Annotated in this window: 25 protein-coding genes; 18 read left to right on the top strand and 7 right to left on the bottom strand. The window is 61.7% G+C overall.

From position 1 onward, the window contains the following. Positions 1-274: 274 nt before the first annotated feature. The 6 genes from ssuE (at position 275) to J3P76_RS24240 (ending at position 4932) form a co-directional block, all read left to right on the top strand. Positions 275-868 (top strand): NADPH-dependent FMN reductase, encoded by a 594-nt coding sequence (gene ssuE / locus J3P76_RS24265; protein WP_434561727.1) that lies wholly within the window; start codon positions 275-277, stop codon positions 866-868. Positions 869-959: 91 nt separating this feature from the next. After that, on the top strand, positions 960-1925 hold the full coding sequence (locus J3P76_RS24260; protein ID WP_434701328.1) for a sulfonate ABC transporter substrate-binding protein: 966 nt from the start codon (positions 960-962) through the stop codon (positions 1923-1925). Positions 1926-1949: 24 nt separating this feature from the next. Then, entirely contained in the window at positions 1950-3098 is a 1149-nt protein-coding gene (gene ssuD, locus J3P76_RS24255) for an FMNH2-dependent alkanesulfonate monooxygenase (protein ID WP_420765085.1), read from the top strand. A gap of 7 nt (positions 3099-3105) precedes the next feature. Continuing rightward, positions 3106-3888, top strand: a complete 783-nt coding sequence (gene ssuC, locus J3P76_RS24250; RefSeq protein WP_420765084.1) for an aliphatic sulfonate ABC transporter permease SsuC — start codon at positions 3106-3108, stop codon at positions 3886-3888. Further along, entirely contained in the window at positions 3885-4691 is an 807-nt protein-coding gene (gene ssuB, locus J3P76_RS24245) for an aliphatic sulfonates ABC transporter ATP-binding protein (protein ID WP_434561733.1), read from the top strand. The genes ssuC and ssuB overlap by 4 nt, the downstream gene beginning before the upstream one ends. Positions 4692-4716: 25 nt before the next feature. After that, positions 4717-4932 carry a TOBE domain-containing protein gene (locus J3P76_RS24240; protein WP_003177394.1) on the top strand — a complete coding sequence of 72 codons (216 nt, stop codon included), beginning with the start codon at positions 4717-4719 and terminating at the stop codon, positions 4930-4932. Positions 4933-5007: 75 nt separating this feature from the next. Here J3P76_RS24240 and J3P76_RS24235 read toward each other — a convergent pair whose 3' ends face one another. Then, positions 5008-5640: a TetR/AcrR family transcriptional regulator gene (locus J3P76_RS24235; protein WP_434701326.1), complete on the bottom strand. Its 633-nt coding sequence runs from the start codon at positions 5638-5640 to the stop codon at positions 5008-5010. Positions 5641-5879: 239 nt separating this feature from the next. Then, on the bottom strand, positions 5880-7256 hold the full coding sequence (locus J3P76_RS24230) for a glutamine synthetase family protein (RefSeq protein WP_420765081.1): 1377 nt from the start codon (positions 7254-7256) through the stop codon (positions 5880-5882). Between the two features lie 278 nt (positions 7257-7534). Here J3P76_RS24230 and J3P76_RS24225 point away from each other — a divergent pair, with 278 nt between their 5' ends. The 8 genes from J3P76_RS24225 to J3P76_RS24190 all read left to right on the top strand — a co-directional run bounded on the left by J3P76_RS24225 (position 7535) and on the right by J3P76_RS24190 (position 16723). Further along, on the top strand, positions 7535-8311 hold the full coding sequence (locus tag J3P76_RS24225; protein ID WP_434701325.1) for a gamma-glutamyl-gamma-aminobutyrate hydrolase family protein: 777 nt from the start codon (positions 7535-7537) through the stop codon (positions 8309-8311). Between the two features lie 40 nt (positions 8312-8351). Continuing rightward, on the top strand, positions 8352-9710 hold the full coding sequence (locus J3P76_RS24220; protein ID WP_030138097.1) for a glutamine synthetase family protein: 1359 nt from the start codon (positions 8352-8354) through the stop codon (positions 9708-9710). Positions 9711-9765: 55 nt separating this feature from the next. Further along, positions 9766-11130, top strand: coding sequence for an aspartate aminotransferase family protein (locus J3P76_RS24215; protein ID WP_434649730.1), 1365 nt, complete (start codon positions 9766-9768; stop codon positions 11128-11130). Between the two features lie 198 nt (positions 11131-11328). Further along, on the top strand, positions 11329-12426 hold the full coding sequence (locus J3P76_RS24210) for a polyamine ABC transporter substrate-binding protein (RefSeq protein WP_420765174.1): 1098 nt from the start codon (positions 11329-11331) through the stop codon (positions 12424-12426). 184 nt (positions 12427-12610) lie between these two features. Continuing rightward, positions 12611-13708, top strand: coding sequence for a polyamine ABC transporter substrate-binding protein (locus J3P76_RS24205; protein ID WP_434701324.1), 1098 nt, complete (start codon positions 12611-12613; stop codon positions 13706-13708). A gap of 71 nt (positions 13709-13779) precedes the next feature. Further along, positions 13780-14922 carry an ABC transporter ATP-binding protein gene (locus J3P76_RS24200; protein WP_420765077.1) on the top strand — a complete coding sequence of 381 codons (1143 nt, stop codon included), beginning with the start codon at positions 13780-13782 and terminating at the stop codon, positions 14920-14922. Then, positions 14919-15836 (top strand): ABC transporter permease subunit, encoded by a 918-nt coding sequence (locus J3P76_RS24195; RefSeq protein ID WP_420765076.1) that lies wholly within the window; start codon positions 14919-14921, stop codon positions 15834-15836. The genes J3P76_RS24200 and J3P76_RS24195 overlap by 4 nt, the downstream gene beginning before the upstream one ends. Beyond that, positions 15836-16723, top strand: a complete 888-nt coding sequence (locus J3P76_RS24190; protein WP_434701323.1) for an ABC transporter permease subunit — start codon at positions 15836-15838, stop codon at positions 16721-16723. Before J3P76_RS24195 ends, J3P76_RS24190 begins: the two co-directional genes overlap by 1 nt. Before the next feature lie 128 nt (positions 16724-16851). Here the strand turns inward: J3P76_RS24190 and J3P76_RS24185 are convergent, their stop codons facing one another. Then, a complete protein-coding gene (locus J3P76_RS24185) occupies positions 16852-17490 on the bottom strand; it encodes an HD domain-containing protein (RefSeq protein ID WP_434561743.1) in 639 nt (212 codons plus the stop codon). A 184-nt stretch (positions 17491-17674) separates the two neighbouring features. On the opposite strand from J3P76_RS24185, the gene J3P76_RS24180 reads away from it, so the two are divergent. Next, the gene (locus J3P76_RS24180) at positions 17675-18640 is read left to right on the top strand and encodes a GlxA family transcriptional regulator (protein WP_420765173.1); all 966 of its coding nucleotides are present in this window, start codon (positions 17675-17677) and stop codon (positions 18638-18640) included. A gap of 2 nt (positions 18641-18642) precedes the next feature. On the opposite strand, the gene J3P76_RS24175 is transcribed toward J3P76_RS24180, so the two are convergent. The 3 genes from J3P76_RS24175 to J3P76_RS24165 all read right to left on the bottom strand — a co-directional run bounded on the left by J3P76_RS24175 (position 18643) and on the right by J3P76_RS24165 (position 22188). Then, a complete protein-coding gene (locus J3P76_RS24175) occupies positions 18643-18984 on the bottom strand; it encodes a carboxymuconolactone decarboxylase family protein (protein WP_014340738.1) in 342 nt (113 codons plus the stop codon). Positions 18985-19083: 99 nt separating this feature from the next. After that, positions 19084-21492, bottom strand: a complete 2409-nt coding sequence (locus J3P76_RS24170; protein ID WP_434701322.1) for a penicillin acylase family protein — start codon at positions 21490-21492, stop codon at positions 19084-19086. 108 nt (positions 21493-21600) lie between these two features. Next, positions 21601-22188 (bottom strand): DUF6436 domain-containing protein, encoded by a 588-nt coding sequence (locus tag J3P76_RS24165; RefSeq protein WP_434608988.1) that lies wholly within the window; start codon positions 22186-22188, stop codon positions 21601-21603. Between the two features lie 107 nt (positions 22189-22295). Between J3P76_RS24165 and J3P76_RS24160 the strand changes: the two genes are divergently transcribed. After that, positions 22296-23243, top strand: a complete 948-nt coding sequence (locus tag J3P76_RS24160; protein ID WP_434675526.1) for an alpha/beta hydrolase — start codon at positions 22296-22298, stop codon at positions 23241-23243. Between the two features lie 98 nt (positions 23244-23341). Here the strand turns inward: J3P76_RS24160 and J3P76_RS24155 are convergent, their stop codons facing one another. Next, complete coding sequence (locus tag J3P76_RS24155; RefSeq protein WP_434608990.1) at positions 23342-24085, bottom strand: DUF2059 domain-containing protein; 744 nt, start codon at positions 24083-24085, stop codon at positions 23342-23344. 140 nt (positions 24086-24225) lie between these two features. Here J3P76_RS24155 and J3P76_RS24150 point away from each other — a divergent pair, with 140 nt between their 5' ends. Then, complete coding sequence (locus J3P76_RS24150; protein ID WP_434701321.1) at positions 24226-24855, top strand: 2OG-Fe(II) oxygenase; 630 nt, start codon at positions 24226-24228, stop codon at positions 24853-24855. Positions 24856-24857: 2 nt separating this feature from the next. Continuing rightward, positions 24858-25349, top strand: coding sequence for a DUF523 domain-containing protein (locus J3P76_RS24145; protein WP_434561753.1), 492 nt, complete (start codon positions 24858-24860; stop codon positions 25347-25349). Positions 25350-25388: the final 39 nt, after the last annotated feature.

Raw genomic sequence — 25388 nt, 5'->3', positions numbered from 1 at the left:
GCTCGCGAAAGCGGTCTGTCAGATGCATTTATATTGACTGGTACGCCGCCTTCGCGAGCAGGCTCGCTCCCACAGGACTGGATTTGTACCAAAGGATTTTGGCCGTTTCGACGGCCTTTTTTATTGTGCCGAAAAAAGCAGAACGTATATCTCCGTAAAGAATAACTAAATGAATAAATATGATTTAAAGATATATAAAAGCGCTGTTATGGTTTGGCCCATACAGCGAGATCGCCCACCGCGAATCGCGCACGACTCTTAAGGAATGGTTGGCATGTTGGTTGTCTCGCTCGGCGGCAGTCCCAGCCAGCGCTCACGTTCAGGTGTGCTGTTGGAGCGCTCGCAACGTTGGTTGCAACATCAAGGTGTGGAAGTGGTGAGTTATCAGGTACGGGACTTCCCGGCCGAGGATCTGCTCCATGCCCGCTTCGACAGTCCCAAGGTGGTAGACCTGCTGGCACAGATCGAAAACGCCGATGGCCTGTTGATCGCCACGCCGGTATACAAGGCGTCTTTTTCCGGTGCGTTGAAGACCGTCCTTGATCTGCTGCCGGAACGGGCCCTGGCCCACAAGGTGGTGTTGCCCATGGCGACAGGTGGCAGCATCGCCCACATGCTGGCGGTGGATTATGCCCTCAAGCCGGTGCTGTCGGCGCTCAAGGCCCAGGAGATGCTCCATGGGATCTTCGCTGAAGACAACCAGATAGCCTACGGCGAAGGCAGCGCTCAAGCGCGGTTGACGCCTGCCTTGCAACAGCGCCTGGATGAAGCGCTGGAGCAGTTCTACAGCGCCATGGCCCGTCGGCCCAAACCGTTGGATCCCAGCGTACTGAACGAACGTCTGTTGAGTGCTCGCTGGAGCATTTGACGCGCTACATCCCTGATTCAACTCCACCTTACTCAGCCGCCAACGGCCCAGCAGGTGCAGCCAAAACCCCATAGCAAAAAGGAGAGGCGCCATGCGCACTGTCATTTTGCGTCGCGGGCTGGTCGCTCTGTTTGCTGCGGCTGTGTCCTTCGGCGTCATCACCCAGGCTCAAGCCGAAACCTTGCGGATCGGTTATCAAAAGTACGGCACCTTGGTGCTGCTCAAGGCCAAGGGCACCCTGGAAAAACGCCTCGCCGCCCAAGGCGTGGACGTGCAATGGACCGAGTTTCCTGGCGGCCCGCAACTGCTTGAAGGCTTGAACGTCGGCTCCATCGATTTTGGCGTGACCGGCGAAACCCCGCCGGTGTTTGCCCAGGCAGCCGGCGCGGACCTGCTCTATGTGGCCTACGAACCGCCGGCTCCCAACAGTGAAGCGATCCTGGTGCCCAAGGGCTCGCCGATCCAATCGGTGCAGGATCTCAAGGGCAAGAAAATCGCGCTGAACAAAGGCTCCAACGTCCATTACCTGCTGGTACGGGCGCTGGAAGATGCGGGCCTGCAATACACCGACGTCCAGACGGTTTTCCTGCCACCGGCCGATGCCCGCGCGGCGTTCGAACGAGGCAGCGTGGACGCCTGGGTGATCTGGGATCCGTACCAGGCCGCCGCTGAGCAGCAATTGCAGGCGCGCACCCTGCGTGACGGCAAAGGCATCGTCGACAACCACCAGTTCTACCTCGCCACCAAACCCTATGCGCAGAAAAATCCCCAGGTGATTACGGCTCTGGTGGAAGAGGTGCGGGCGGTAGGGGAGTGGTCCAGGGCCAATCCTGAAGACGTGACGCGGCAGGTCTCGCCGCTGCTCGGCTTGCCTGCCGATATCACGCTTACCTCGGTCAAGCGGCAAGGCTACGGGGCGTTGTTCCTGACGCCGGAAGTCGTCGCGGCGCAGCAGAAAATCGCCGACAGCTTCTACCAGCTCAAATTGATTCCCAAGCCCTTGAGTATCAAGGACGTGATCTGGACGCCGCGGGCGGCCGTTGCGAACGCGCAGTAATTCGATCCCTTAGGAGACCACTCCATGAGCCTTAATATTTTCTGGTTCCTGCCCACCCACGGCGACGGCCATTACCTTGGCACCGCTGAAGGCGCCCGCGCCGTCGATCATGGTTACTTGCAACAAATTGCCCAGGCGGCCGATCGACTGGGTTTCGGCGGCGTGCTGATTCCTACCGGGCGTTCCTGCGAAGACTCCTGGCTGGTGGCCGCTTCCCTGATTCCGGTGACCCAGCGCTTGAAATTCCTGGTAGCCCTGCGGCCCGGGATCATTTCCCCGACGGTGGCGGCGCGTCAGGCCGCGACGTTGGATCGACTCTCGGGAGGACGCGCGCTGTTCAACCTGGTCACTGGCGGCGACCCGGACGAACTGGCCGGCGACGGGCTGTTCCTCGATCACGAACAGCGCTACCAGGCCTCGGTGGAATTCACCCGGATCTGGCGCCGGGTGCTGGAAGGCGAGACCGTGGATTACGACGGCGAACACATCAGCGTGAAGGGCGCCAAGCTGCTCTATCCGCCGATCCAGCAACCGCGCCCGCCGCTGTACTTCGGTGGCTCGTCGGAAGCTGCCCAGGACCTGGCCGCCGAGCAGGTGGAAATGGTGCTGACCTGGGGCGAACCGCCCGCAGCCGTCGCCGAAAAAATCCAACAGGTGCGGGCCAAGGCCGCAAAGCAAGGACGCACCGTGCGCTTCGGCATTCGCCTGCATGTGATCGTGCGGGAAACCAATGCCGAAGCCTGGCAAGCGGCCGACCGCTTGATCTCCCATTTGGACGACGAAACCATCGCTCGCGCCCAGGCCTCCCTCGCGCGCTTCGACTCGGTGGGTCAGCAGCGGATGGCCGCGCTGCACGGCGGTCGCCGCGACAAACTGGAGGTGAGCCCCAATCTGTGGGCCGGTGTCGGCCTGGTTCGCGGCGGTGCCGGGACGGCGCTGGTGGGCGATGGCCCGACCGTGGCCGCGCGGGTGAAGGAGTACGCCGACTTGGGCATCGACACGTTCATCTTCTCGGGTTATCCACACCTGGAAGAGTCGTATCGGGTGGCGGAGCTGCTGTTTCCGCACCTGGACGTGGAACGCCCGCAATTGCCGAAAAGCCAGGGCTACGTGAGCCCGTTCGGTGAGATGGTCGCCAACGACATTCTGCCCAAAGCCGCGTCCCAGAGTTGAGGCGGCCATGAAGAAAGTTATCCACAACCTGGCGCCGTGGGCGGTGCCGCTGCTGTTATTGGCGGTGTGGCAATTGTCGGTATCGGCCGGCTGGCTCTCCACGCGGATCCTGCCGGCGCCAGTGGCAGTGATCGAGGCTGGCGTGAGCCTGGTGCGCAGCGGCGAGATCTGGACTCACCTGGCGATCAGCGGTTGGCGCGCGGCGGTCGGCTTCCTGATCGGCGGCGGCATCGGCCTCGCGCTGGGCTTTATCACCGGCCTGTCGAAGTGGGGCGAGCGGCTGCTGGACAGCTCTGTGCAGATGGTGCGGAACGTGCCGCACCTGGCATTGATTCCGCTGGTGATCCTGTGGTTCGGCATCGACGAGTCGGCGAAGATTTTCCTGGTGGCGCTGGGCACGCTGTTTCCCATCTACCTCAACACTTACCACGGGATCCGTAACGTCGACCCGGCGCTGGTGGAAATGTCCCGCAGCTACGGCTTGTCCGGTTTCAGCCTGTTTCGCCAGGTGATCCTGCCGGGCGCCTTGCCTTCGATCCTCGTGGGTGTGCGTTTCGCCCTGGGCTTCATGTGGTTGACGCTGATCGTGGCGGAAACCATCTCGGCCAGTTCCGGCATCGGTTACCTGGCGATGAATGCCCGGGAATTCTTGCAAACCGATGTGGTGGTGCTGGCGATTCTTCTGTACGCCGTGCTTGGCAAGCTGGCTGACCTCGCCGCCCGTGGCCTTGAACGGGTCTGGCTGCGCTGGCATCCGGCCTACCAAGTGAACAAGGGAGGTGTCGCATGACCGCCCAACAACCACCGCGCCTGCTGCGAGGCATTCCGCTGGCGGTGCGCAATCTTCAGAAGACGTTTGGCTCGCGACAGGTATTGCGTGACATCGACCTGCATATCCCGGCTGGGCAGTTCGTCGCGGTAGTGGGGCGCAGTGGCTGCGGTAAAAGCACCTTGCTGCGTTTGTTGGCCGGGTTGGATCAGCCCTCGGGCGGCCAGTTGCTGGCCGGCTCGGCAGCGCTGAGCGCCGCGCGAGAAGACACTCGGCTGATGTTCCAGGAAGCGCGTCTGCTGCCTTGGAAGAAGATCATCGACAACGTCGGCCTTGGCCTGAAGGGCAACTGGCGGCCACAAGCCTTGCAGGCGCTCGATGCCGTAGGCCTGGCGGATCGTGCCCATGAATGGCCGGCGGCGTTGTCCGGCGGCCAGAAGCAACGGGTGGCGTTGGCTCGCGCGCTGATCCATCAACCGCGCCTGTTGTTGCTGGACGAGCCCTTGGGCGCGCTCGATGCCTTGACCCGGATAGAAATGCAGCAACTGATCGAGCGTCTGTGGCAGCAACACGGCTTTACCGTGCTGCTGGTGACCCATGACGTCAGCGAAGCAGTGGCGATTGCCGATCGGGTCATCCTGATCGAGGACGGCCAGATCGGTCTCGACCTGGCCATCGACCTGCCACGCCCCCGTGCTCGCGGCTCGCATCGCCTGGCGAGCCTGGAAACCGAAGTCCTCAACCGTGTGCTGTCCTTGCCCGGCCAACCGCCGGAACCCGAACCCGTTTCACCCTTGCCCACGCAGTTGCGTTGGGCGCAATAACTTCATCCAGACAGGAATCGACACCATGACCATCAAAGCCATCAACGTACGCAACCAGTTCAAAGGCACCATCAAGGAAATCGTCGAAGGCGACGTGCTGTCGGAAATCGATGTGCAGACCGCTTCGGGCATCGTCACGTCGGTCATCACCACGCGTTCGGTCAAGGAGTTGGAGTTGGCGATCGGCAGCGAAGTGATTGCCTTCGTCAAATCCACCGAGGTGTCGATCGCCAAGTTGTGAACCGTGTTTTACCCCGGGCCCCGGACGGCGTGAGCCCTTCGGGGCTTATCGTTCCCACGCGGAGCGTGGGCACGATCAATCAGGGCGCTTGGGCAGATACGGTGGCAGATACAGCCCCAGGTACGCGTCAAACACACGCATGCCTTCTTCAGCCATTCGCGGAGTGATCTGGCCCTGTTGCTGGACCGAGCGGGCATAGACGCGGTCGCCCAATTCCATGGCCAGGGCGAATACGTCGACGTCGGAGGGGAGCGTCGGCAGCTCGAAATGCCGGGCGAACACGGTGTGCATCAACGCGCCCAGTTCCAGGTCGTGCTGGCGGTCAGCCTGGGTGACTTCGGTGAGGCCATGCTGGGCCAGGATCAGTTGCCGAGCGGCGGCGTCCTCGCTGTAGATCACCAGCATCCGTTGTTCCACCAGCCGCGACAGGTCGTGCCAATGGTTCAGCGCGCCATGGTCGATCGGTGCTTGCAGGCAGGCGCGAAAGGCGGCGTGAACGTCGGCAGTCAGGGCTTCGAGCAGTGCCGGGACGCTGGCAAAGAAGTGGTAGACGGAGGAGGGCGGGATCCCCGCGCGTTCGGCGACGCTGTAGATCGACAGGCTGGCCACGCCTTCGGCGGCAAGCAGCGTACGGGCGGCATCGAGGATCGAGTCGATCCGGGCCTGGCTGCGTGCGCGAGGTTTGCGAGGGGTGGCGATGCGCGTCATGGACGTCTCCTGCGGGGCTGGCGGGCATTGTACGAGTCGGTTCTTGTGTTGTCTGCCAGGCCGTCATCGCGAGCAAGCTCGCCCCCACATTGAGTGTGCGGTGCCCCTTGAATCATGTGCGCTGAAAATCCCTGTGGGAGCGAGCTTGCTCGCGATCGGCCGAAGGCGGCCACCCGCCCAGACATAAAAAAACGCCGCAGGCCATAAGGTCTGCGGCGTTTCTTTTTTACCGCAACCGCTTACACGGTATGCAGGTACCAGTTGTATTCAAGGTCGGAGATGGAATGTTCGAACTCTTCCAGCTCACTTTCCTTGCAGGCCACGAAGATATCGATGTATTTCGGGTCGATGTACTTGGCCATGACTTCGCTGTCGTCAAGTTCGCGCAAGGCATCGCGCAGGTTGTTCGGCAGGCTCTGCTCGTTCTGCTCGTAGCTGTTGCCTTCGACCGGCGCGCCGGGCTCGATCTTGTTGACGAGGCCGTGGTGAACGCCCGCCAGCACGGAGGCCATCAGCAGGTACGGGTTGGCGTCGGCGCCGGCAACCCGGTGTTCCAGGCGCACGGCATCGGCTGAGCCGGTCGGCACGCGCAAGGCCACGGTGCGGTTGTCCAGGCCCCAGGACGGCGAGTTCGGCACGTAGAATTGCGCGCCGAAACGACGATAGGAGTTGACGTTCGGGCAGAGGAAAGCCATCTGCGCGGGCAGGGTCTCGAGCACACCGCCGATCGCGTGACGCAGCGCGGCGTTCTGCTCGGGATCCTCGCTGGCAAAGATATTCTTGCCGTCTTTGTCCAGGATCGAGATGTGGACATGCAGGCCGTTGCCCGCCTGGCCCGGATACGGCTTGGCCATGAAGGTGGTGTCCATTTCATGGTCGTAGGCAATGTTCTTGATCAGGCGCTTGAGCAGTACCGCGTAGTCGCAGGCCTTGATCGGGTCGGCCACGTGGTGCAGGTTCACTTCGAACTGCGCCGGGGCGCTTTCCTTGACGATGGCGTCGGCGGGAATGCCTTGCTCCTTGGCCCCTTCGAGGATGTCCTGGAGGCAATCGACGTATTCGTCCAGGTCATCGATCAGGTAGACCTGGGTCGAATGCGGGCGTTTGCCGGAGATCGGTGAGCGGGGTGGTTGCGGACGGCCGTTCACGTTCTCCTGGTCGATCAGGTAGAACTCCAGCTCGAATGCCGCGCAAATGGTCAGGCCCAATTCGTCGAACTTGGTCACGACCTGGCGCAAGACTTCCCGAGGGTCGGCGAAGAACGGGTCGCCTTCGAGTTCGTGCATGGTCATCAGCAGTTGCGCGGTCGGGCGCTTCTGCCAGGGTTCATTGCTCAGGGTGCCGGGGATGGGATAGCAGATGCGGTCCGCATCGCCGATGTCCAGGCCCAGGCCGGTGCTTTCCACCGTCGAGCCGTTGATATCCAGGGCAAATAGAGAGGCCGGCAGGTTGATGCCTTTCTCGTAAACCTTGTGGAGGCTGGTGCGTTCGATGCGCTTGCCGCGCACCACACCATTCATATCCGCAATCAGAAGGTCAACGTACAGAACCTCAGGATGTTCCTTAAGGAACGCGTTCGCTTCGTTAAGCTGAACGGCACGCGGGGGTACCGACATGATGCAACACCTTTGTTGTTAAAAATATCAATCATTGATCTCTTCGAAAGCCAGTCAACCCGAACGGCATGCCGAAGTCAAGCTGGGCCTTTTGTGCCCTAAAAAAGCACCCGAGGGGCATTTTTGAGGCAGTTTGGGGCGTTTTTTTTCCTTTGAGGGCCTTCGCGCCCGCAGGCTTGAGCGTGCCGTGTTGTATTTTTTACGGGGGTGTTGTGTAAAAAAATGAACAAGGCTAAGCTCGATTCAAACCCATAACAGCAATAATACCGGGGTGCTTCATGTCTCGCCTGCCGTTAATCGGCGTCACCACCTGCTCCAGGCAGATCGGTTTGCATGCGTATCACACCACTGGCGACAAATATGCCCGGGCTGTCGCAACAGCCGCCAAGGGTTTGCCAGTGCTGATTCCCTCCCTGGCGGATCTGTTCGCACCGTCCGATATTCTGGACGCCCTGGACGGTATTCTTTTTACCGGCTCTCCTTCCAATGTAGAACCTTTTCACTATCAAGGCCCGGCTAGCGCGCCAGGCACTGCCCATGATCCTGCACGGGATGCCATTACCCTTCCACTGATACGCGCTGCCGTCGATGCGGGCGTTCCGGTGCTGGGCATCTGTCGGGGTTTCCAGGAGGTGAACGTAGCCTTTGGCGGCAGCCTGCATCAGAAAGTTCATGAAGTCGGAACCTTCATCGATCATCGTGAAGACGACACCCAGCCGGTGGACATTCAATACGGCCCCGCCCATGCCGTGCATGTCCAGCCAGGCGGGGTCCTCGCGGCCCTGGGCCTGCCGCCGAACATTGAGGTCAACTCGATTCACAGCCAGGGCATCGAGCGCCTGGCACCGGGGCTGCGGGTTGAAGCGCTGGCGCCGGATGGCCTGATCGAAGCCGTCTCGGTTGTACAAGGCAAGGCTTTTGCTTTAGGTGTGCAATGGCACCCGGAATGGGCGGTAGGCTCTAATCCGAACTATCTTGCGATTTTCCAGGCATTTGGCGATGCCTGCCGAGCAAGGGCAACACAACGCGACGCCGATGCGTCAAACAACGCCTGACTACTAATAGCAGCCAGGAAACTCACGCCTAGAGGCATTTATGAGTAACAACCTCGACCAGCTCACCGATTGGTTGAAAGACCACAAGATCACAGAAGTCGAATGCATGATTGGCGACCTGACCGGCATCACCCGGGGCAAGATTTCGCCGACCAACAAGTTCATTGCCGAAAAAGGCATGCGCCTGCCCGAGAGCGTCCTGCTCCAGACCGTAACGGGCGACTATGTCGAAGACGACATCTATTACGAACTGCTCGACCCTGCCGACATCGACATGATGTGCCGCCCGGACGAAAACGCAGTCTTCCTGGTGCCCTGGGCCATCGAGCCCACCGCTCAAGTGATCCATGACTCCTACGACAAGCAGGGCAACCCCATCGAGCTGTCGCCCCGCAACGTATTGAAGAAGGTGCTCAAGCTCTACGCGGACAAGGGCTGGCAGCCGATTGTCGCGCCGGAGATGGAGTTCTACCTGACCAAGCGCAGCGACGACCCGGACTTTCCGCTGCAACCACCGATCGGCCGCTCCGGCCGGCCGGAAACCGGTCGCCAGTCGTTCTCGATCGAAGCGGCCAACGAATTCGACCCGCTGTTCGAAGACGTCTATGACTGGTGCGAATTGCAGGAGTTGGACCTCGACACGCTGATCCACGAGGACGGCACCGCGCAGATGGAAATCAATTTCCGTCACGGCGATGCGCTGTCCCTGGCCGACCAGATCCTGGTGTTCAAACGCACCATGCGCGAGGCCGCGCTCAAGCACGACGTGGCCGCCACGTTCATGGCCAAGCCCATGACCGGCGAGCCGGGCAGCGCCATGCACCTGCACCAGAGCATTATCGACAAGGAAACAGGCAAGAACGTCTTCTCCAATGAAGACGGGACCATGAGCGATCTGTTCCTGCACCACATCGGTGGCCTGCAGAAATTCATCCCTGAGCTGTTGCCGCTGTTTGCACCCAACGTCAACTCGTTCCGCCGCTTCCTGCCCGACACCTCGGCGCCGGTGAACGTGGAGTGGGGCGAAGAGAACCGCACCGTGGGCCTGCGGGTGCCGGATGCCGGGCCGCAGAACCGTCGGGTGGAAAACCGCCTGCCGGGCGCCGACGCCAACCCGTACCTGGCGATTGCCGCCAGCCTGCTGTGCGGCTACATCGGCATGGTCGAAGGCATCAACCCGAGCGCGCCGGTGGTGGGTCGAGGGTATGAGCGCCGCAACCTGCGCCTGCCGCTGACCATCGAAGACGCCCTGGAACGCATGGAGAACAGCACCACCATCGAGAAGTACCTGGGCAAGAAATTCATCACGGGCTACGTCGCGGTCAAACGGGCCGAGCATGAAAACTTCAAGCGCGTCATCAGTTCGTGGGAGCGGGAATTCCTGCTCTTTGCCGTCTGATGCGCCGGGCGGGGCTGCCATAGGCCCCGCCCTCATGGAATAAAGGAGAATTCGCATGACCCGCAACAACCCGCAAACTCGCGAATGGCAGGCTCTTAGCAGCGATCATCACCTGGCACCGTTCAGCGACTTCAAGCAACTGAAAGAGAAAGGCCCGCGCATCATCACCCACGCCAAGGGCGTGTACCTCTGGGACAGTGAAGGCAACAAGATTCTCGACGGCATGGCCGGCCTCTGGTGTGTGGCCGTTGGTTACGGTCGCGATGAACTGGCGGACGCCGCCAGCCAACAGATGCGTGAGCTGCCGTACTACAACCTCTTCTTCCAGACCGCTCACCCGCCCGTGCTGGAATTGTCCAAGGCCATCGCCGATATCGCGCCGCAAGGCATGAACCACGTGTTCTTCACCGGCTCTGGCTCCGAAGGCAACGACACCATGTTGCGCATGGTCCGCCACTACTGGGCGATCAAGGGCCAGCCGAGCAAGAAAGTCATCATCAGTCGCAAGAACGGTTATCACGGTTCGACCGTGGCCGGCGCGAGCCTGGGCGGCATGACTTACATGCACGAGCAAGGCGACCTGCCGATCCCGGGCATCGTCCACATCGCCCAACCGTACTGGTTCGGTGAAGGCGGCGACATGAGCCCTGAAGAGTTCGGCATCTGGGCGGCCAATCAGCTGGAAGAAAAAATCCTCGAGATCGGCGTGGATAACGTCGGTGCGTTCATCGCCGAGCCGATCCAGGGCGCCGGTGGCGTGATCGTGCCGCCGGACAGCTACTGGCCGCGCATGAAGGAAATCCTCGCCAAGTACGACATCCTCTTCGTGGCCGACGAGGTCATCTGTGGTTTCGGGCGCACCGGCGAGTGGTTCGGTACCGACCATTACGGGTTGAAACCACACATGATGACCATCGCCAAGGGCCTGACCTCCGGCTACATCCCCATGGGTGGCCTGATCGTGCGCGACGACGTGGTCGCGGTGCTCAACGAAGGCGGCGACTTCAACCACGGGTTCACCTACTCCGGCCATCCGGTGGCTGCGGCAGTGGCCCTGGAAAATATCAGGATCCTGCGCGACGAGAAGATCATCGAGCGTGTCCACGGCGAGACGGCACCCTATTTGCAGCAACGTCTGCGGGAACTGAACGATCATCCGCTGGTGGGTGAAGTGCGCGGCGTCGGTTTGCTGGGGGCGATCGAGCTGGTCCAGGACAAGGCCACGCGCAAGCGTTACGAAGGCAAGGGCGTGGGCATGATCTGCCGGCAGTTCTGCTTCGATAATGGGCTGATCATGCGCGCCGTGGGCGACACCATGATCATTGCGCCACCGCTGGTGATCAGCAAGGCCGAGATCGACGAACTGGTGGCCAAGGCGCGGCAATGCCTGGACCTGACGCTCAGTGCGTTGCAGGGCTAAGTGCTAGGCTCTGAGCGAGGTGCCGGCATGGGCCTCGCCCAGCGTGAACAAAAGGCTGGGCTTTTGTTGAAAGCTTGCCCTGTAACTTGCCAGACTACCCCCGCTGTTCAAGTTGCCAGAGAGCCGGCTACGCAACCGTGGCCAAGAAGAATAACTGGAGCACTTTTCATGAAGGCATTAGGCATGAAGACATTAGGTATGAAGTTAGCTGGCAAGACCCTCCTCGCCATGTCCCTGATGGGCGTGATGGCGGGCGCCGTCCAGGCGGACGACAAGGTGCTGCACGTCTATAACTGGTCCGACTACATCGCGCCGGACACGGTCGCCAAGTTCGAGAAGGAAACGGGGATCAAGGTCGTCTACGACGTATTCGACAGTAACGAGACGCTGGAAGCCAAGTTGCTGGCCGGCAAATCCGGCTATGACGTCGTGGTGCCGTCGAACAACTTCCTCGCCAAGCAGATCAAGGCCGGCGTCTACCAGGAGCTGGACAAGTCCAAGCTGCCGAACTGGAAGAACCTGGACCCCGACCTGCTCAAGGCCGTCGGCGATGCCAGCGACCAGGGCAACAAGCACGCGTTTCCGTACATGTGGGGCACCATCGGCATCGGGTACAACCCCGAGAAGGTCAAGGCCGCGTTGGGCGTCGACAAGATCGACTCCTGGGACGTGCTGCTCAAGCCCGAGAACATTGCCAAGCTCAAGAGCTGCGGCGTGAGCTTCCTCGATTCGCCAACCGAAATGATTCCCGTGGCTCTGCATTACCTCGGCTACCCGACCGACAGCCAGGACAAGAAGCAACTGGCCGAAGCCGAAGCACTGTTCCTCAAGCTGCGCCCATCGATCGGTTACTTCCACTCTTCCAAGTACATTTCGGACCTGGCCAACGGCAACATCTGCGTGGCCGTGGGTTACTCGGGTGATATCGAGCAATCCAAGAGCCGTGCGGCTGAAGCTGGCGGCAAGGTGAAAGTGGCCTACACCATTCCGAAGGAAGGTGCCGGTTCGTTCTACGACATGGTCGCCATTCCAAAAGATGCCGAAAACGTCGAAGCCGCCTACAAGTGGATGAACTTCATCATGCAGCCGGAAATCATGGCTGAGATCACCGACAACGTGCGTTTCCCTAACGGCAACAAGGCCGCCACCGCGCTGGTGGACAAGGAAATCTCCGGTGACCCGAGCATCTACCCATCGGACGAAGTGAAGGCCAAGCTGTACGCCATCGCCGACCTGCCGTCGGCGACCCAGCGGATCCTGACCCGCAGCTGGACCAAGATCAAATCCGGCAAATAAGCCGGCTTGAAGCACGCTCCGGTTGTCGCCGTCCCCGGGAGGGCGGCAACAGGAGCAATTAAATAACTAAAAGTTTTGCTGGATCGGTTTATCGAGGGTAAGTTGCGCGCCGGTTTTGTTGCAGGGCATATCGTTGCCCGGTAACGGGGGCAACTTGGGCCCAACTATTTAAGAGGACCTCCACGTGCCTGTCTTTTCTTTGTTGCGCAACGCCTTGCTGGTCGGTGCTGGCCTGACACTCGCTGTCAGTGCCCAAGCGGCTTCCATCGTGCATATTTATAACTGGTCGGACTACATCGGCGAATCCACCCTGGCGGACTTCGAGAAAGCCACCGGGATCAAGCCGGTCTACGATGTGTTCGATTCCAACGAAACCCTGGAAGGCAAGTTGCTGGCCGGTCGCACCGGTTACGACGTGGTCGTGCCGTCCAACCATTTCCTGGGCAAGCAGATCAAGGCCGGGGCGTTCCAGAAGCTCGACAAATCGCAGCTGCCGAACTACGCCAACCTCGATCCTTCGCTGCTCAAGCGTCTGGAAAAAAACGACTCGGGCAATCAATACGCCGTGCCTTACCTGTGGGGCACCAACGGCATCGGCTATAACGTCGAGAAGATCAAGGCGGTACTGGGTGTCGAAAAAATCGACTCGTGGGCCATGCTGTTTGAACCGGAAAACATCAAGAAGCTGTCCAGCTGCGGCGTTTCGTTCCTCGACTCGGGCGACGAGATGATCCCGGCGATGCTCAACTACCTGGGCCTGGACCCCAACAGCCAGAACCCCGAAGACTACAAGAAGGCCGAGGCCCAGCTCCTCAAGATCCGGCCTTACGTGACCTACTTCAACTCCTCCAAGTACATCTCGGACCTGGCCAACGGCAACATCTGCGTGGCTGCCGGATTCTCCGGCGATATTTTCCAGGCCCGTGAACGTGCCAGCGAGGCCGGCAAGGGCGTCGAAATCGCCTACGTGATTCCCAAGGAAGGCGGCAACCTCTGGTTCGACATGCTGGCAATCCCACGCGACGCCGCCAACGTCAAGGAGGCCCACGCGTTCATGAACTATCTGCTCAAGCCTGAGGTCATCGCCCAGGTGAGCGACTACGTCGGTTATGCCAACCCGAACCCCAAGGCTGGCGAACTGATGGACCAGGAAGTGCGCACCGACGAAGCGGTTTATCCCCCGCAGGAGGTTGTCGACAAGCTCTACGTCAACTCCGAGTTGCCGCCCAAGATCCAACGACTCATGACCCGCAGCTGGACCAAGGTCAAGTCGGGTAAATAGCGTCAAGCGCTCTAACTTTTCCAAGGTTCGCCCGTCTTGGGCGAGCTGCAAATTTTGTGGGAGTTTCGTAAATGGCAGTTGCCTCCGGCGCCTATAAGAAAGCCCTCGAGGGCGACCAGACACCCAAGCAGGTGCTGGTCAAGATCGACCGGGTCACGAAGAAGTTCGACGAGACGATTGCCGTGGACGACGTGTCCCTGGAAATCAAGAAAGGCGAGATCTTTGCCTTGCTCGGCGGTTCGGGATCGGGCAAATCCACTTTGCTGCGCATGCTGGCAGGCTTCGAGCGGCCCACGGAGGGGCGGATTTTCCTCGATGGCGTGGACATCACCGACCTGCCGCCCTACGAGCGGCCGATCAACATGATGTTCCAGTCCTACGCCTTGTTCCCCCACATGACCGTGGCACAGAACATCGCCTTCGGCCTGCAACAGGACAAGATCCCGAAAGCCGAGATCGACGCCCGCGTGGCTGAAATGCTCAAGCTGGTGCAGATGAGCCAGTACGCCAAGCGCAAGCCGCACCAACTCTCTGGTGGCCAGCGCCAGCGCGTGGCCCTGGCCCGATCCCTGGCCAAGCGGCCCAAACTCTTGCTGCTCGACGAGCCAATGGGCGCTCTGGACAAGAAGCTGCGCTCGCAGATGCAACTTGAGCTGGTGGAGATCATCGAGCGGGTCGGCGTGACTTGCGTGATGGTGACTCACGACCAGGAAGAGGCCATGACGATGGCCGAGCGCATTGCGATCATGCACCTGGGATGGATCGCCCAGATCGGCAGCCCGATCGATATCTACGAGACCCCGACCAGCCGCCTGGTCTGTGAATTCATCGGCAACGTCAACATCTTCGAGACCGAAGTGGTGGACGACGCCGAGGGCCACGCGGTGCTGACGTGCAAGGACCTGGACCGCAACATTTACGTCGGCCACGGCATCAGCACCTCGGTGCAGGACAAGTCCGTCACCTACGCCATCCGCCCGGAAAAACTCTTGGTCACGCCCGAGCAGCCAACCTGCGAGCACAACTGGTCCAGTGGCAAGGTCCATGACATCGCCTACCTGGGCGGCCACTCGGTGTTTTACGTCGAGCTGCCGAGTGGCAAGCTGGTGCAGTCGTTCGTCGCCAACGCCGAACGCCGAGGCCAGCGTCCGACCTGGGGCGACCAGGTATTCGTCTGGTGGGAAGACGACAGCGGCGTGGTGCTTCGCTCATGAACATGCGCAAGTTCAAACGCCGTCTCGCCCGAATAACGCCCGGTGGCCGTCAGATGGTCATCGGGGTGCCCTTCATCTGGCTGTTCCTGTTCTTCATGCTGCCGTTCTTCATCGTCCTGAAGATCAGTTTCGCCGAAGCCGACGTGGCGATCCCGCCTTACACCGAAATCTACAGCTACATCGACCAGAAGCTGCAGGTGCTGCTCAACCTTGGCAACTATGTGATGCTCAGCGAGGATGAGCTGTACATCTCCGCCTATCTCGGCTCGCTGAAGATGGCGCTGATCAGCACCACGTTGTGCCTGCTGATCGGCTACCCCATGGCCTATGGCATCGCCAACGCCCGCAAAGAGATGCAGACGGTGCTGGTGCTGCTGATCATGATGCCGACCTGGACCGCGATCCTGATTCGCGTCTACGCGTGGATGGGTATCCTCAGCAACAACGGCTTGCTTAACGGCTTTCTGATGAGCATGGGTTGGATCAGCGAACCCCTGCAAATTCTCAACACCAACCTGGCGGTCTATATCGGCGTGGTCTATTCCTACCTGCCGTTCATGATCCTGCCGCTCTACGCCAACCTGGTAAAGCATGATGCCAGCCTGCTGGAAGCCGCGTCGGACCTGGGTTCGAGCACCTTCAACAGCTTCTGGAAGATCACCGTGCCGCTGTCCAAGAACGGCATCATCGCCGGCTGCATGCTGGTGTTCATCCCGGTGGTGGGCGAGTTCGTGATTCCGGAACTGCTGGGCGGCCCGGAAACGCTAATGATCGGCAAAGTGCTGTGGCAGGAATTCTTCAATAATCGAGACTGGCCGGTGGCATCCGCTTTGGCGGTGGTGATGCTGGCGATCCTGATCGTGCCCATCATCCTGTTCAACCGCAGTCAGGCCAAAGAAATGGAGGGCAAGTAATGAAGCGCTTCAGTTTTTCAAGCCTGATGCTGGTGGTGGGTCTGTTGTTCATCTACGCGCCGATGCTGATTCTGGTGATCTACTCGTTCAACGCCTCCAAACTGGTGACGGTGTGGGGCGGTTGGTCAGTCAAGTGGTACGTCGGCCTGCTGGACAACAGCCAGCTGATGGGCTCGGTGATGCGCTCGTTGGAAATCGCCTGCTACACGGCGATTGCCGCGGTGGCCCTGGGCACGCTGGCGGCCTTCGTGCTGACCCGCATCACCCACTTCAAGGGTCGGACGCTGTTCGGCGGCCTGGTCACCGCGCCATTGGTGATGCCGGAAGTGATCACCGGCCTGTCGCTGTTGCTGTTGTTCGTGGCCATGGCGCAAATGATCGGCTGGCCTCAGGAACGTGGCATCGTCACGATCTGGATCGCCCACACGACGTTCTGCGCGGCCTACGTGGCGGTGGTGGTCTCGGCGCGCTTGCGTGAGCTGGACCTGTCCATCGAAGAGGCGGCCATGGACCTCGGCGCGCGGCCGTGGAAGGTGTTCTTCCTGATCACCATTCCAATGATCGCGCCGTCGCTGGCGGCGGGCGGCATGATGTCGTTCGCGCTGTCCCTCGACGACCTGGTGCTGGCAAGCTTCGTCTCCGGCCCTGGCTCGACCACCTTGCCGATGGAAGTCTTCTCGGCGGTGCGCCTGGGGGTGAAACCGGAAATCAACGCCGTGGCGAGCCTGATCCTGCTGGCGGTGTCCCTGGTGACCTTCCTGGTCTGGTACTTCAGCCGCCGTGCCGAAGAAAACCGCAAGCGGGCGATCCAGCAAGCGATCGAGGAAAGCGCCGCCGATTCCTGGAAGCAACCGGAAGTACGCCGGGCGGAAACCGCTTCGGCCTAACCGACTCTGGGACCAAAATGTGGGAGCGAGCTCGCTCCCACTGGTGTTTTTTTGCCTGCAAATCCGTGGCTCACTGCAGATCCCCTTGTGGGAGCGAGCCTGCTCGCGATAGTGGCGGGGTGTGCTGGCTATGAATTCCAGGGCGAGCTGCGGATCACTTCAACGAAGTTCATCGGCTTGAACCCCGGCTCCTGATCCCTCAGCACATCGGTTTTCACATTGCCGAAGGTGGTATGTGGACGATGCCGCAAGCCGTCGGCGAAGGCGCAGATGATGCACTCCTTGAAGCCTTCTCCCCGGGGATGCGCATGCACCACGGCGTCGCGCTGTGCGGCGGGGAACGCGGCGTAATCCATGCCCAGCACGTCCATTTCCACGCCAGCGGTCACCAGGGCGACGTTGGGGCGCAGGTGCTTCGGCACGCCGGGCGTGGTGTGCAGCGCGATCGACAGCCACACTTGCTCGATGTCGTCATCGCTCAACCCGTAGGGTTTGAGGAAGGCCGCGGCGGCATTCGCGCCGTCCACTTCGAAGCGCTCATCGTCGCTGCGGTAGCCTTCCACCAACCCGAGGTCGTGGAACATCGCGCCGACGTAGAGCAGCTGCGGATCGTAAGCCAACTGCTGGCGCTGGCCGCTCAAGGCGCCGAACAGGAACACCCGGCGGGAATGGTGATACAGCAGGTCCGATTCAATGTCGCGGATGTATTCGGTGGTGGCCCGGGCGAGGGCGCTGTCGGGAATCTGGATGCCGGCGATGCGGGTCATGCTGCTTTCCTCTTGGCGGTGCGCCGTGGCGGCGCTGAGGGTTCAGTCTGTTCGCCGGGATACGGCGCAGCAATCGCGCCATGGCTGCGATTACGGCCAATGAACTTGGGTTTCATGCCATCTGGCTTCTGCACGCCGGATTGGCTAGGGTTCTGTGGTCAACCCGGACAGGTAAGTGAGCACCATGGAAAAAACCGTCGCCATCGTGGTGTTCACGGGCGTCCAGTCCCTGGACGTCAGCGGCCCCCTGGATGTGTTCTGCGAAGCCAATCGCTTTCTCGCCGCGCAGGATCACTATCGGCTGGAAGTGATCGGCGTCGAGCGCGGTGCGACGTCTTGCTCCAACGGCATGTCCCTCAATCCCCACCGCCATTTCAGCGCAGCGTCAGGGCCGTACGACCTGCTGCTGGTCGCGGGCGGGCCGCAATTGCCGTTCATGGACGTTGGCCCAGCGTTCAATGCCTGGCTGCGCGAAGCCTGCGCCCGGGCACGGCGCTTCGGTTCGATCTGCAATGGCGCGTTCATGCTCGCTCGGGCGGGATTGCTCCAGGGGCGGACCGTCACCACCCATTGGGGCGATGCTTCGGCGCTGGCGCAGCTGTGCCCCTCGACCCGGATCGAAGCCGATCGGCTGTACGTGCAGGACGGCGAGCTGTATACCTCGGCGGGCGTTACGGCGGGAATCGACCTGTCACTGTTTCTGCTGGCTCAGGACCATGGGCCGGAGGTGGCACTGAATGTCGCCAAGCGGCTGGTGGTGTTCACCCAGCGTTCAGGCGGTCAATCACAGTTCAGTCCGTTTCTCGCGCCCCATGCCGAGCCGACCTCCACCGTGGCCCAGGTCCAGGCGTACGTGCTGGCGAATCTCAACGGTGATCTGGGCATCGCCAACCTCGCCAGCGCGGCGAACATGAGCCCACGCAATTTCTCCCGCGTGTTCGCCCGGGAGGCGAAGGTCACGCCAGCCGAGTTCGTCGAACAGGCCCGGGTAGACGCGGCGCGCGTGATGCTGGAAAGCACTCGGGCACCGCTCAAGACCGTCGCTTACCAATGCGGCTTTCGCGATGCCCAACACATGCGCAGCGTCTTCAATCGGCGGTTGGGCGTGACGCCGCAACAGTTCAGGTTGAATTTTGCCGCGTTGCTTTAAGCTCATTTTTTCAGTGCGTCATGGGCCTCCAGCGCCCGCAGGGAATAGATATAAGCCGCTCCGGCATTCAGCGAGACCGCCGTTGCCAGGGTGGCGGCGATTTCTTCGCGGGTCGCGCCGGCCTTGATCGCGGCGTCGGTGTGTACGCCGATGCAGCCGTCACATCGGGTGGTGATCGCCACGGCGATGGAGATCAGTTCACGGGTCTTGGCGTCGAGCACGTTGTTCTCGGCGGCAGCCTCATCCAGGGCCATGTAGGCCTTGACCATTTTCGGATTGCTTTTGCCCAGGGCGCCAAAGGCGCTCTTGATGGTGGGCAGCAGTTCGGACCAGTTATTGAACATTGCATCGACTCCATTGTGATAAACGGGTTGGGCTTTTGCAGTCTTGACGATCATTGATGTCCAAGCCTGTCGATCGTCAGAAACATTCCGATGCCATGGTCAGGGCTCGGCCCTGGCGGGCAGCAGTTTCAGTGTGCCGTGGGTGTTGGCGGTGACTTCTTCCTCGGCCAGGTGCGCCTGGTGATACAGCCCTTCGATATAGGCGTCGGCCTGGTCCTTGTAGTGCTTGTCGAATGGTACGCCGCTCTGGCCGACAGGGTTGATGGTGACGCTGTGGGCCGGGTCGGCGAAGTCAATGATGCGCCGGGTGGAAGGGCCATAGGTCACGGGCCAGGGCGCTGGTCCGATCTTGGCCGAGAGATTGTTCGGTACTTCATGGGTGCCGGGTGCGGCGAACGGTCCAACGTTGAAGACCCGGTCCAGCGGCTTTTGCTGGCCCAAGGGATGCCCATGGGTCAGGGTGTGTGCCTGACCCCACCGCCATTGGGCGGGGTCGGCCCCCAGCGTCGCCCTCAAGTGCGCCAGGGATTTGTCCCAGGCTTTGATCACCGTGTCGGCGCGGGTTTCGGTGCCCAGCGTCGATCGGTCGTCCCACCACGGCGAGTCTTTCTCGGCGGCCAGGCGTGGCAGCGCGGCGTCGATGACACGGGTCGATAGCGCGGTTTCGAAGAATCCGTCGCCCAGTTCGTCCCGCAGGGCGGTGTTGGCCAGGTCATACAGGAACTGGTTGAACAGCGTGGCGCTGATGGAGTCCAGCGGGTAGTCGCCCTTCCACTCAGCCAGTTGTTCCACCCACTTGCGCTCCTGCGGGTCGCTGACCGCTTCGCGCAGGATCGGCAACAAAGGTGCAAGCAGGCGCGGGCCATAGGCGGTGGTGGTGCCCAGTTGCAGTTTCTGGGTGGTCTGGATGTCCCATTTGGCCTGTTTGTCGCTCAGTTGTCGGTCGAGTTGCTGACCCCGGTCGGCGAGGTTGTAGTAGCCAGGGATCTCGATCCCGCTGGCCGCCACCGGCTGGAAATTGGCTGAGAGGATGTAGCCCCGGGCCGGGTTCTCTTCCTGGGGATTGCTGCTGAAAGGGTAGAAACCGTCTTTTTCCGCTTCGGCGCTGGTGCCGTCGAGAATGAAGCCGGGTTTCACGCCAGCCGGCCGCTTGGGCAATTGCGCCGCGGCCCACCAGCCGATGTCGCCCTTGGCATTGGCCCAGACCACGTTTAGCCCCGGCGCATGGATATTGGCCGACGCACCGCGGGCCTTCACCAAGGTGTCGGCGCGGTTGAGCTGGTAGAACGCCTCGAGGATCGGATTGCGGCTTTCCAGGAACCCCCACCACATGGCGATTGGCGTCTTGCCCGCATTGGCGCCGAGGGCATCGTTGACGATCGGGCCGTGGGGCGACTGGCGCAACACCAGCGTTACCGTCGCCTGGCCTTTGACGGCGATCTGCTGTTCGCTGCGGGTCATGTCCACCCATTGGCCGCGGTACCAGACCTGTTCGGGGTTGTCCGGGTTGATCTTCTCGGCGATCAGGTCCAGGTCGTCGTTCTGGAACATGGTGATGCTCCAGCCGAAATCCTTGTTCATGCCCAGGGAGGCGAACGGCATGAGGGCCTGATACTGGCCGTAGAGTTCGAAACCTAGCGCCGACAGGTGGGCTTCGTACCACACCGACGGCGTGGAAAAGCGGATATGCGGATCGCCCGCCAGCAAAGGCTTGCCGCTGTGGGTGCGGTTGCCCGAGACCGCCCAGGCGTTGCTGCCTTCGAACTGCGGCAGGCCATGGTCGGCCAAGGCCTGCTCACTCAGGCGGGCGAGGGCGTTGAGGTCTTTCCAGTCAGTGGCGGACAATGTCGTGCCGCCTGCCGGATCCTGAGGCAGGACGCCCTGGGGCTGCCAGTCGAGGTCGAAAATCTTCAGGTACTCGGCACCGAGTTCGTCGCGCACATAGCTCAGCAAGGGTTCGGTGCGAAAGGCCGCGGCGAAGCTGTAGGCCATGTAGCCGACGATGCTGGCGGTGTCTTCAGCGGTAAAGGGACGCTTGGGAATGCCCAGCACATCGAACTCCAGCGGCCGCGTGTGGGTTTGCTGATAGGCGTTGATGCCGTCCAGGTACGCTTGCGTAGCGATCCAGGCCGGCGACTGTCGATCCTGCTCGGCGACGTAGCTGGCGGCGCGCTCGCGAATGCGCAGGCTGCGCATCAGCTTGTCGGTGTCGAGCAACTTGGGCCCGAGGATCTCGGCCAACTCGCCCCGGGCGAGGCGCCGCATGATCTCCATCTGGAACAGCCGATCCTGGGCGTGGACGTAACCGAGGGCACGGTACAGGTCGGTTTCGTTCTCGGCGCGAATATGCGGCACGCCGCGTTCGTCGTAGCGCACCGTCACCGAGCCTTGCAGCCCTTGCAACTGCACCGTGCCCTGGCGGGTGGGCTGCTTGCTGTAGAGGTAGCCGCCCGCGACGATAACGGCGGTGACGACCAGTGACAGGAAGGCAACGAGGGTCCGTTTCATGGTCATTCCTTATTCGAGTGGCAGCGGTCCCACGATCTCGCTGTGGATCGCCTGTTTAACACGTGACCGCTTCCCGGTGCATCGTTCCTCGGAGGGATATCTTCGGCCCTACTGTTTGCTGGATGTGTCCTGGGCCCACGGACAATAACAACCCACCGCCATGGTGTGGGTTGCGTCGACTTGCCGGCCGGTACTCAACGCTTCGAGAATCGGTTCGATAAAGCTGTTGCTCGAATTGCAGGTCAAGCCTTCGCTGTACGGGCCGAAATACGCCAGTTTGCCGTGGCGGTCCCAGATCGCCACGGCGGGGCTGGCAGGAATCTGTTCCGAACCGGGAAGCGCCGGCAGTGTCTTGAGGCTATTCAGCGTGGCAGGCAGGCGGCCCAGGCTGCCGGTTTTTTGTACTGCGTAGAACGCCACGCCAAGGGGGGTGTATTTCTCGACCAGCTCGGAGAGGTGCTGCTGATTGCCAACGTTGCACGGGCAGGCCGGATCCCAGAAATGCACCAGGCGGATTGCGCCGGGGCCGGCCAGGTCGGGCGGCAGGCGCAGGGGGTCGCCGGAAAATACTGCCGTGTGTTGGCTGAACGTCCTCAGGAATCGGCCCTGGAACCAGTCGTAGGCGAGCCACAGCACGACGGCGCACGCGAGGGCGAGCAGGCTGGCAAGCAAGGTCGTGCGGTGGGACGGGCGCATGGAGTCGATCCTCTGGAGCCGCGTAGCTTGCCATGCCCGACGCGACAGATGAATATCACAGGCTTACAAAGCCTGTTTCGCGCGATGCGCTCCTGCCTGGAATACCAATGCCCGCTTCTTTTGACCCTGATCATCTGCGCGCCAGCCTGCAACCTTTGGCGCAGTGGCAGCCGCTGTCTGCGCAAGCGCAGGCCTACCAGCAATTCTATGGACTGGATTTCCCGGCACGCACGCTGCGCAGCGGCCTGGGTCGTTTCGACGTTGCGGGGTATGAGCTGGTCGGCCAGGTCTGGTGGCCGGAAAAAGCCGTGGCGACCCTGTTCCTTTTCCATGGCTATTACGACCACATGGGCCTTTACCGGCACTTGATCGACTGGGCGCTGGAGCAGCGGTTCGTGGTGATCAGCTGCGACTTGCCGGGCCATGGATTGTCCAGTGGCGAGCGCGCCAGCATCGGCGATTTCGCCGACTACCAGGCGACATTGCAAGGTTTGCTGGCAGAAGGGGACAGCCTTGGCTTGCCGCAACCCTGGCACCTGTGCGGACAAAGCACCGGCGGGGCAATTGTGGTCGACCATGTCCTCAACCAGGGCGCAAACAGCCCGGCCCAGGGCCAGGTCATCCTGTTGTCGCCCCTGGTCCGGCCTCGCGCCTGGGGCTGGTCGCGCCTCAGTTATTACCTGCTCAAGCCGTTCGTGACCGGCATTGCCCGGCGGTTCACCGAGAATTCCACCGACCCGGATTTCCTTCCGTTCCTGCAGGCCGACCCGCTGCAACCGCTGCGCCTGCCCACCGCGTGGGTCGGGGCGCTCGCGCAGTGGATCAAGCGCATAGAGGCGGCGCCGAGCAGCCCGCGCCAGCCGTTGATCGTCCAGGGGCAGGCGGACATGACGGTGGATTGGCGACACAACTTGCAAGTGTTGCAGGCCAAATTCGACCGGCCGCAGGTTCTGATGTTGCCGCAGGGGCGGCATCACCTGGCGAATGAGAGGTTGGCGATGCGTCAGGAAATGTTTGAGTTCTTGAGCAGGCGGATGAGTCGGGTCCGGCGGTGATCGATCTATCGCGTTCGCGAGCAGGCTCGCTCCCACGATGGATCTGTGCAATCAGTCCCTGTGGGAGCGAGCCTGCTCGCGATAGCGATGTTGAATCCCTACTGCCCTAAGTTCTGCCCCACCGCCAACCCCGCCCGAATCGCCGCCAGCGCCGCCTGGTAATAGGCCTGCCCCTCGGCCGACTCGGCGAAGGTGGCGAATTCTTCCAGCTCGGTGTCGGTCAGGTCACGGTAGACGTACAGCAACGTGTTGTTCAGGTCCGCACCGATCTGGTCCATCAGGCGCTGGCGCTGGCCGTTCAACATGCCTTGAGCCTGCCCGCCGCCCAGCAAGCCTGGAATCATCGAACTCAGGCTGTCGGCCGCCACGCCGGCGATCGCCAGGCTGACTTCGGCACCGGCTTCACGGGCGGGCAGGGCCTGGGCCAGATGGCCGATGATCAGCAGGCGGTTATCGCTGGCCTGCATCTTAGGCAGGCCCTTGGCGTTCTTCGCCAATTGGTCGCGGCGGGTGGCGAGCAGTTCGGCCGCGACGACTTTGCGGCCCAGGGGCGATTGGAAAAAGGTCAGGGCCGGGTCCGGGTCGGCAAGGTTCTTGCGCAGCTGGGCCTCGGCCCGCTGGTCCATGGCCTGGGGCGCGAACCGTTGGTTGCTGTTGTTCACCAACGCCTGGAATACCGCTGGCGGCAGGCTGTTCTGATAGCGCTGCTGCGCGGCATTCAAGGCGTCATTGAAATGCGCCCGTTGTTCCGGCCAGCCGGCGACCTTATACAACTGGTCGTAGCTGTCTGCCCAGGCGGGCAATACGCAGAACATCAACAGTGAGAAAAGCAAACGGCGCATAGGGACTCCTGTCAGCAGCCGACTATTCTCCGTGGGGTGCGGGAACTTGTCGAGAATTCGTATCAAGTTCGTACGGCGGTGCCACCTGGCGCAGCGAACCCGCTGCGCGGCGCTGTCGGTTTTGCAGGCACAGGAATACTATGCGCGCCATGCAAATACCTTCTGATCATCCGTTGCTGTTACGTATCGTCGACGACCTGGCCGAGCGCGGCTGGTCGCAGCAGAACATCTTCCTGCCGGATGCGCTGACGCGCGCCTTGGCGGCCGAGTGCCGCCAGCGCGCCGCTGAAGGTGAACTGGCCCCGGCCGCCGTTGGACGCGGGCCGTTTTCGGAAATTCGCGAAGGGATCCGTGGCGATCACATCCAGTGGATCGAGCCCGGCCAGATTGACGCCTGCGACCGTTACCTGGGGTTGATGGACAGCCTGCGCGAGGCCTTGAACCGCGGCCTGTTCCTGGGCCTGGAGGATTTCGAGAGCCACTTCGCCCTGTACCCGCCCGGCGCGTTCTACCTCAAGCACGTCGACCGCTTCCGTGACGATGACCGGCGCATGGTCTCGGCGGTGCTCTATCTCAATGACGCGTGGCTGCCGGAACACGGCGGTCAGTTGCGCATGTACCTGGGCGAAAGTGAGCACGATGTAGTGCCCACCGGCGGCTGCCTGGTGGTGTTTCTCTCGGGGGACATTCCCCATGAAGTGCTGCCGGCGACGCGTGAGCGCCTGTCCTTGACCGGTTGGTTCCGACGCCGCGGCAACGAGTTGTTCTGAGCATGGAAAAAATCCTAGTCAGTCGCTGTCTGCTCGGTCATCGCGTGCGTTACGACGGTGGCGCCAGCGGGCCATTCGATCAGCTCCAGCAATGGCTCGACGAGGGTCGTGTCGTGCCGCTGTGCCCGGAGGTCGCCGGCGGCTTGCCCACGCCCCGGCCGGCGGCGGAGATTCCTGGCGGGCAAGGAGTGAAAGTGCTCGATGGCGACGCGGCGGTCATCACCACCGATGGCGAGGATGTGAGCGCGCAGTTTTTGTCGGGTGCCTATCAAGCGTTGGATTTGGTGCGCGAACACGGCATCCGGATCGCCGTGCTGAAGGCCAACAGCCCCTCCTGCGGCAACCTGCTCACCTATGACGGGACATTCAGCGGTGTGAAAGTCCTCGGCGAGGGCGTGACGGCGGCGTTGCTCAAGCGCCATGGCGTACGGGTGTTCAGCGAGCTGGAGCTGGCGGAAGCGGCGTCGGCGCTAAAAGCGTTGGCCGCGGAATAATTGCGGCGAACCGTTTTTTTGTGGCGAGGGGATTTATCC

This window comes from Pseudomonas sp. D1-36 (genome assembly GCF_051132205.1).
Taxonomy (GTDB): Bacteria; Pseudomonadota; Gammaproteobacteria; order Pseudomonadales; family Pseudomonadaceae; genus Aquipseudomonas.
This window is presented reverse-complemented; position numbering and strand designations above follow the sequence as displayed.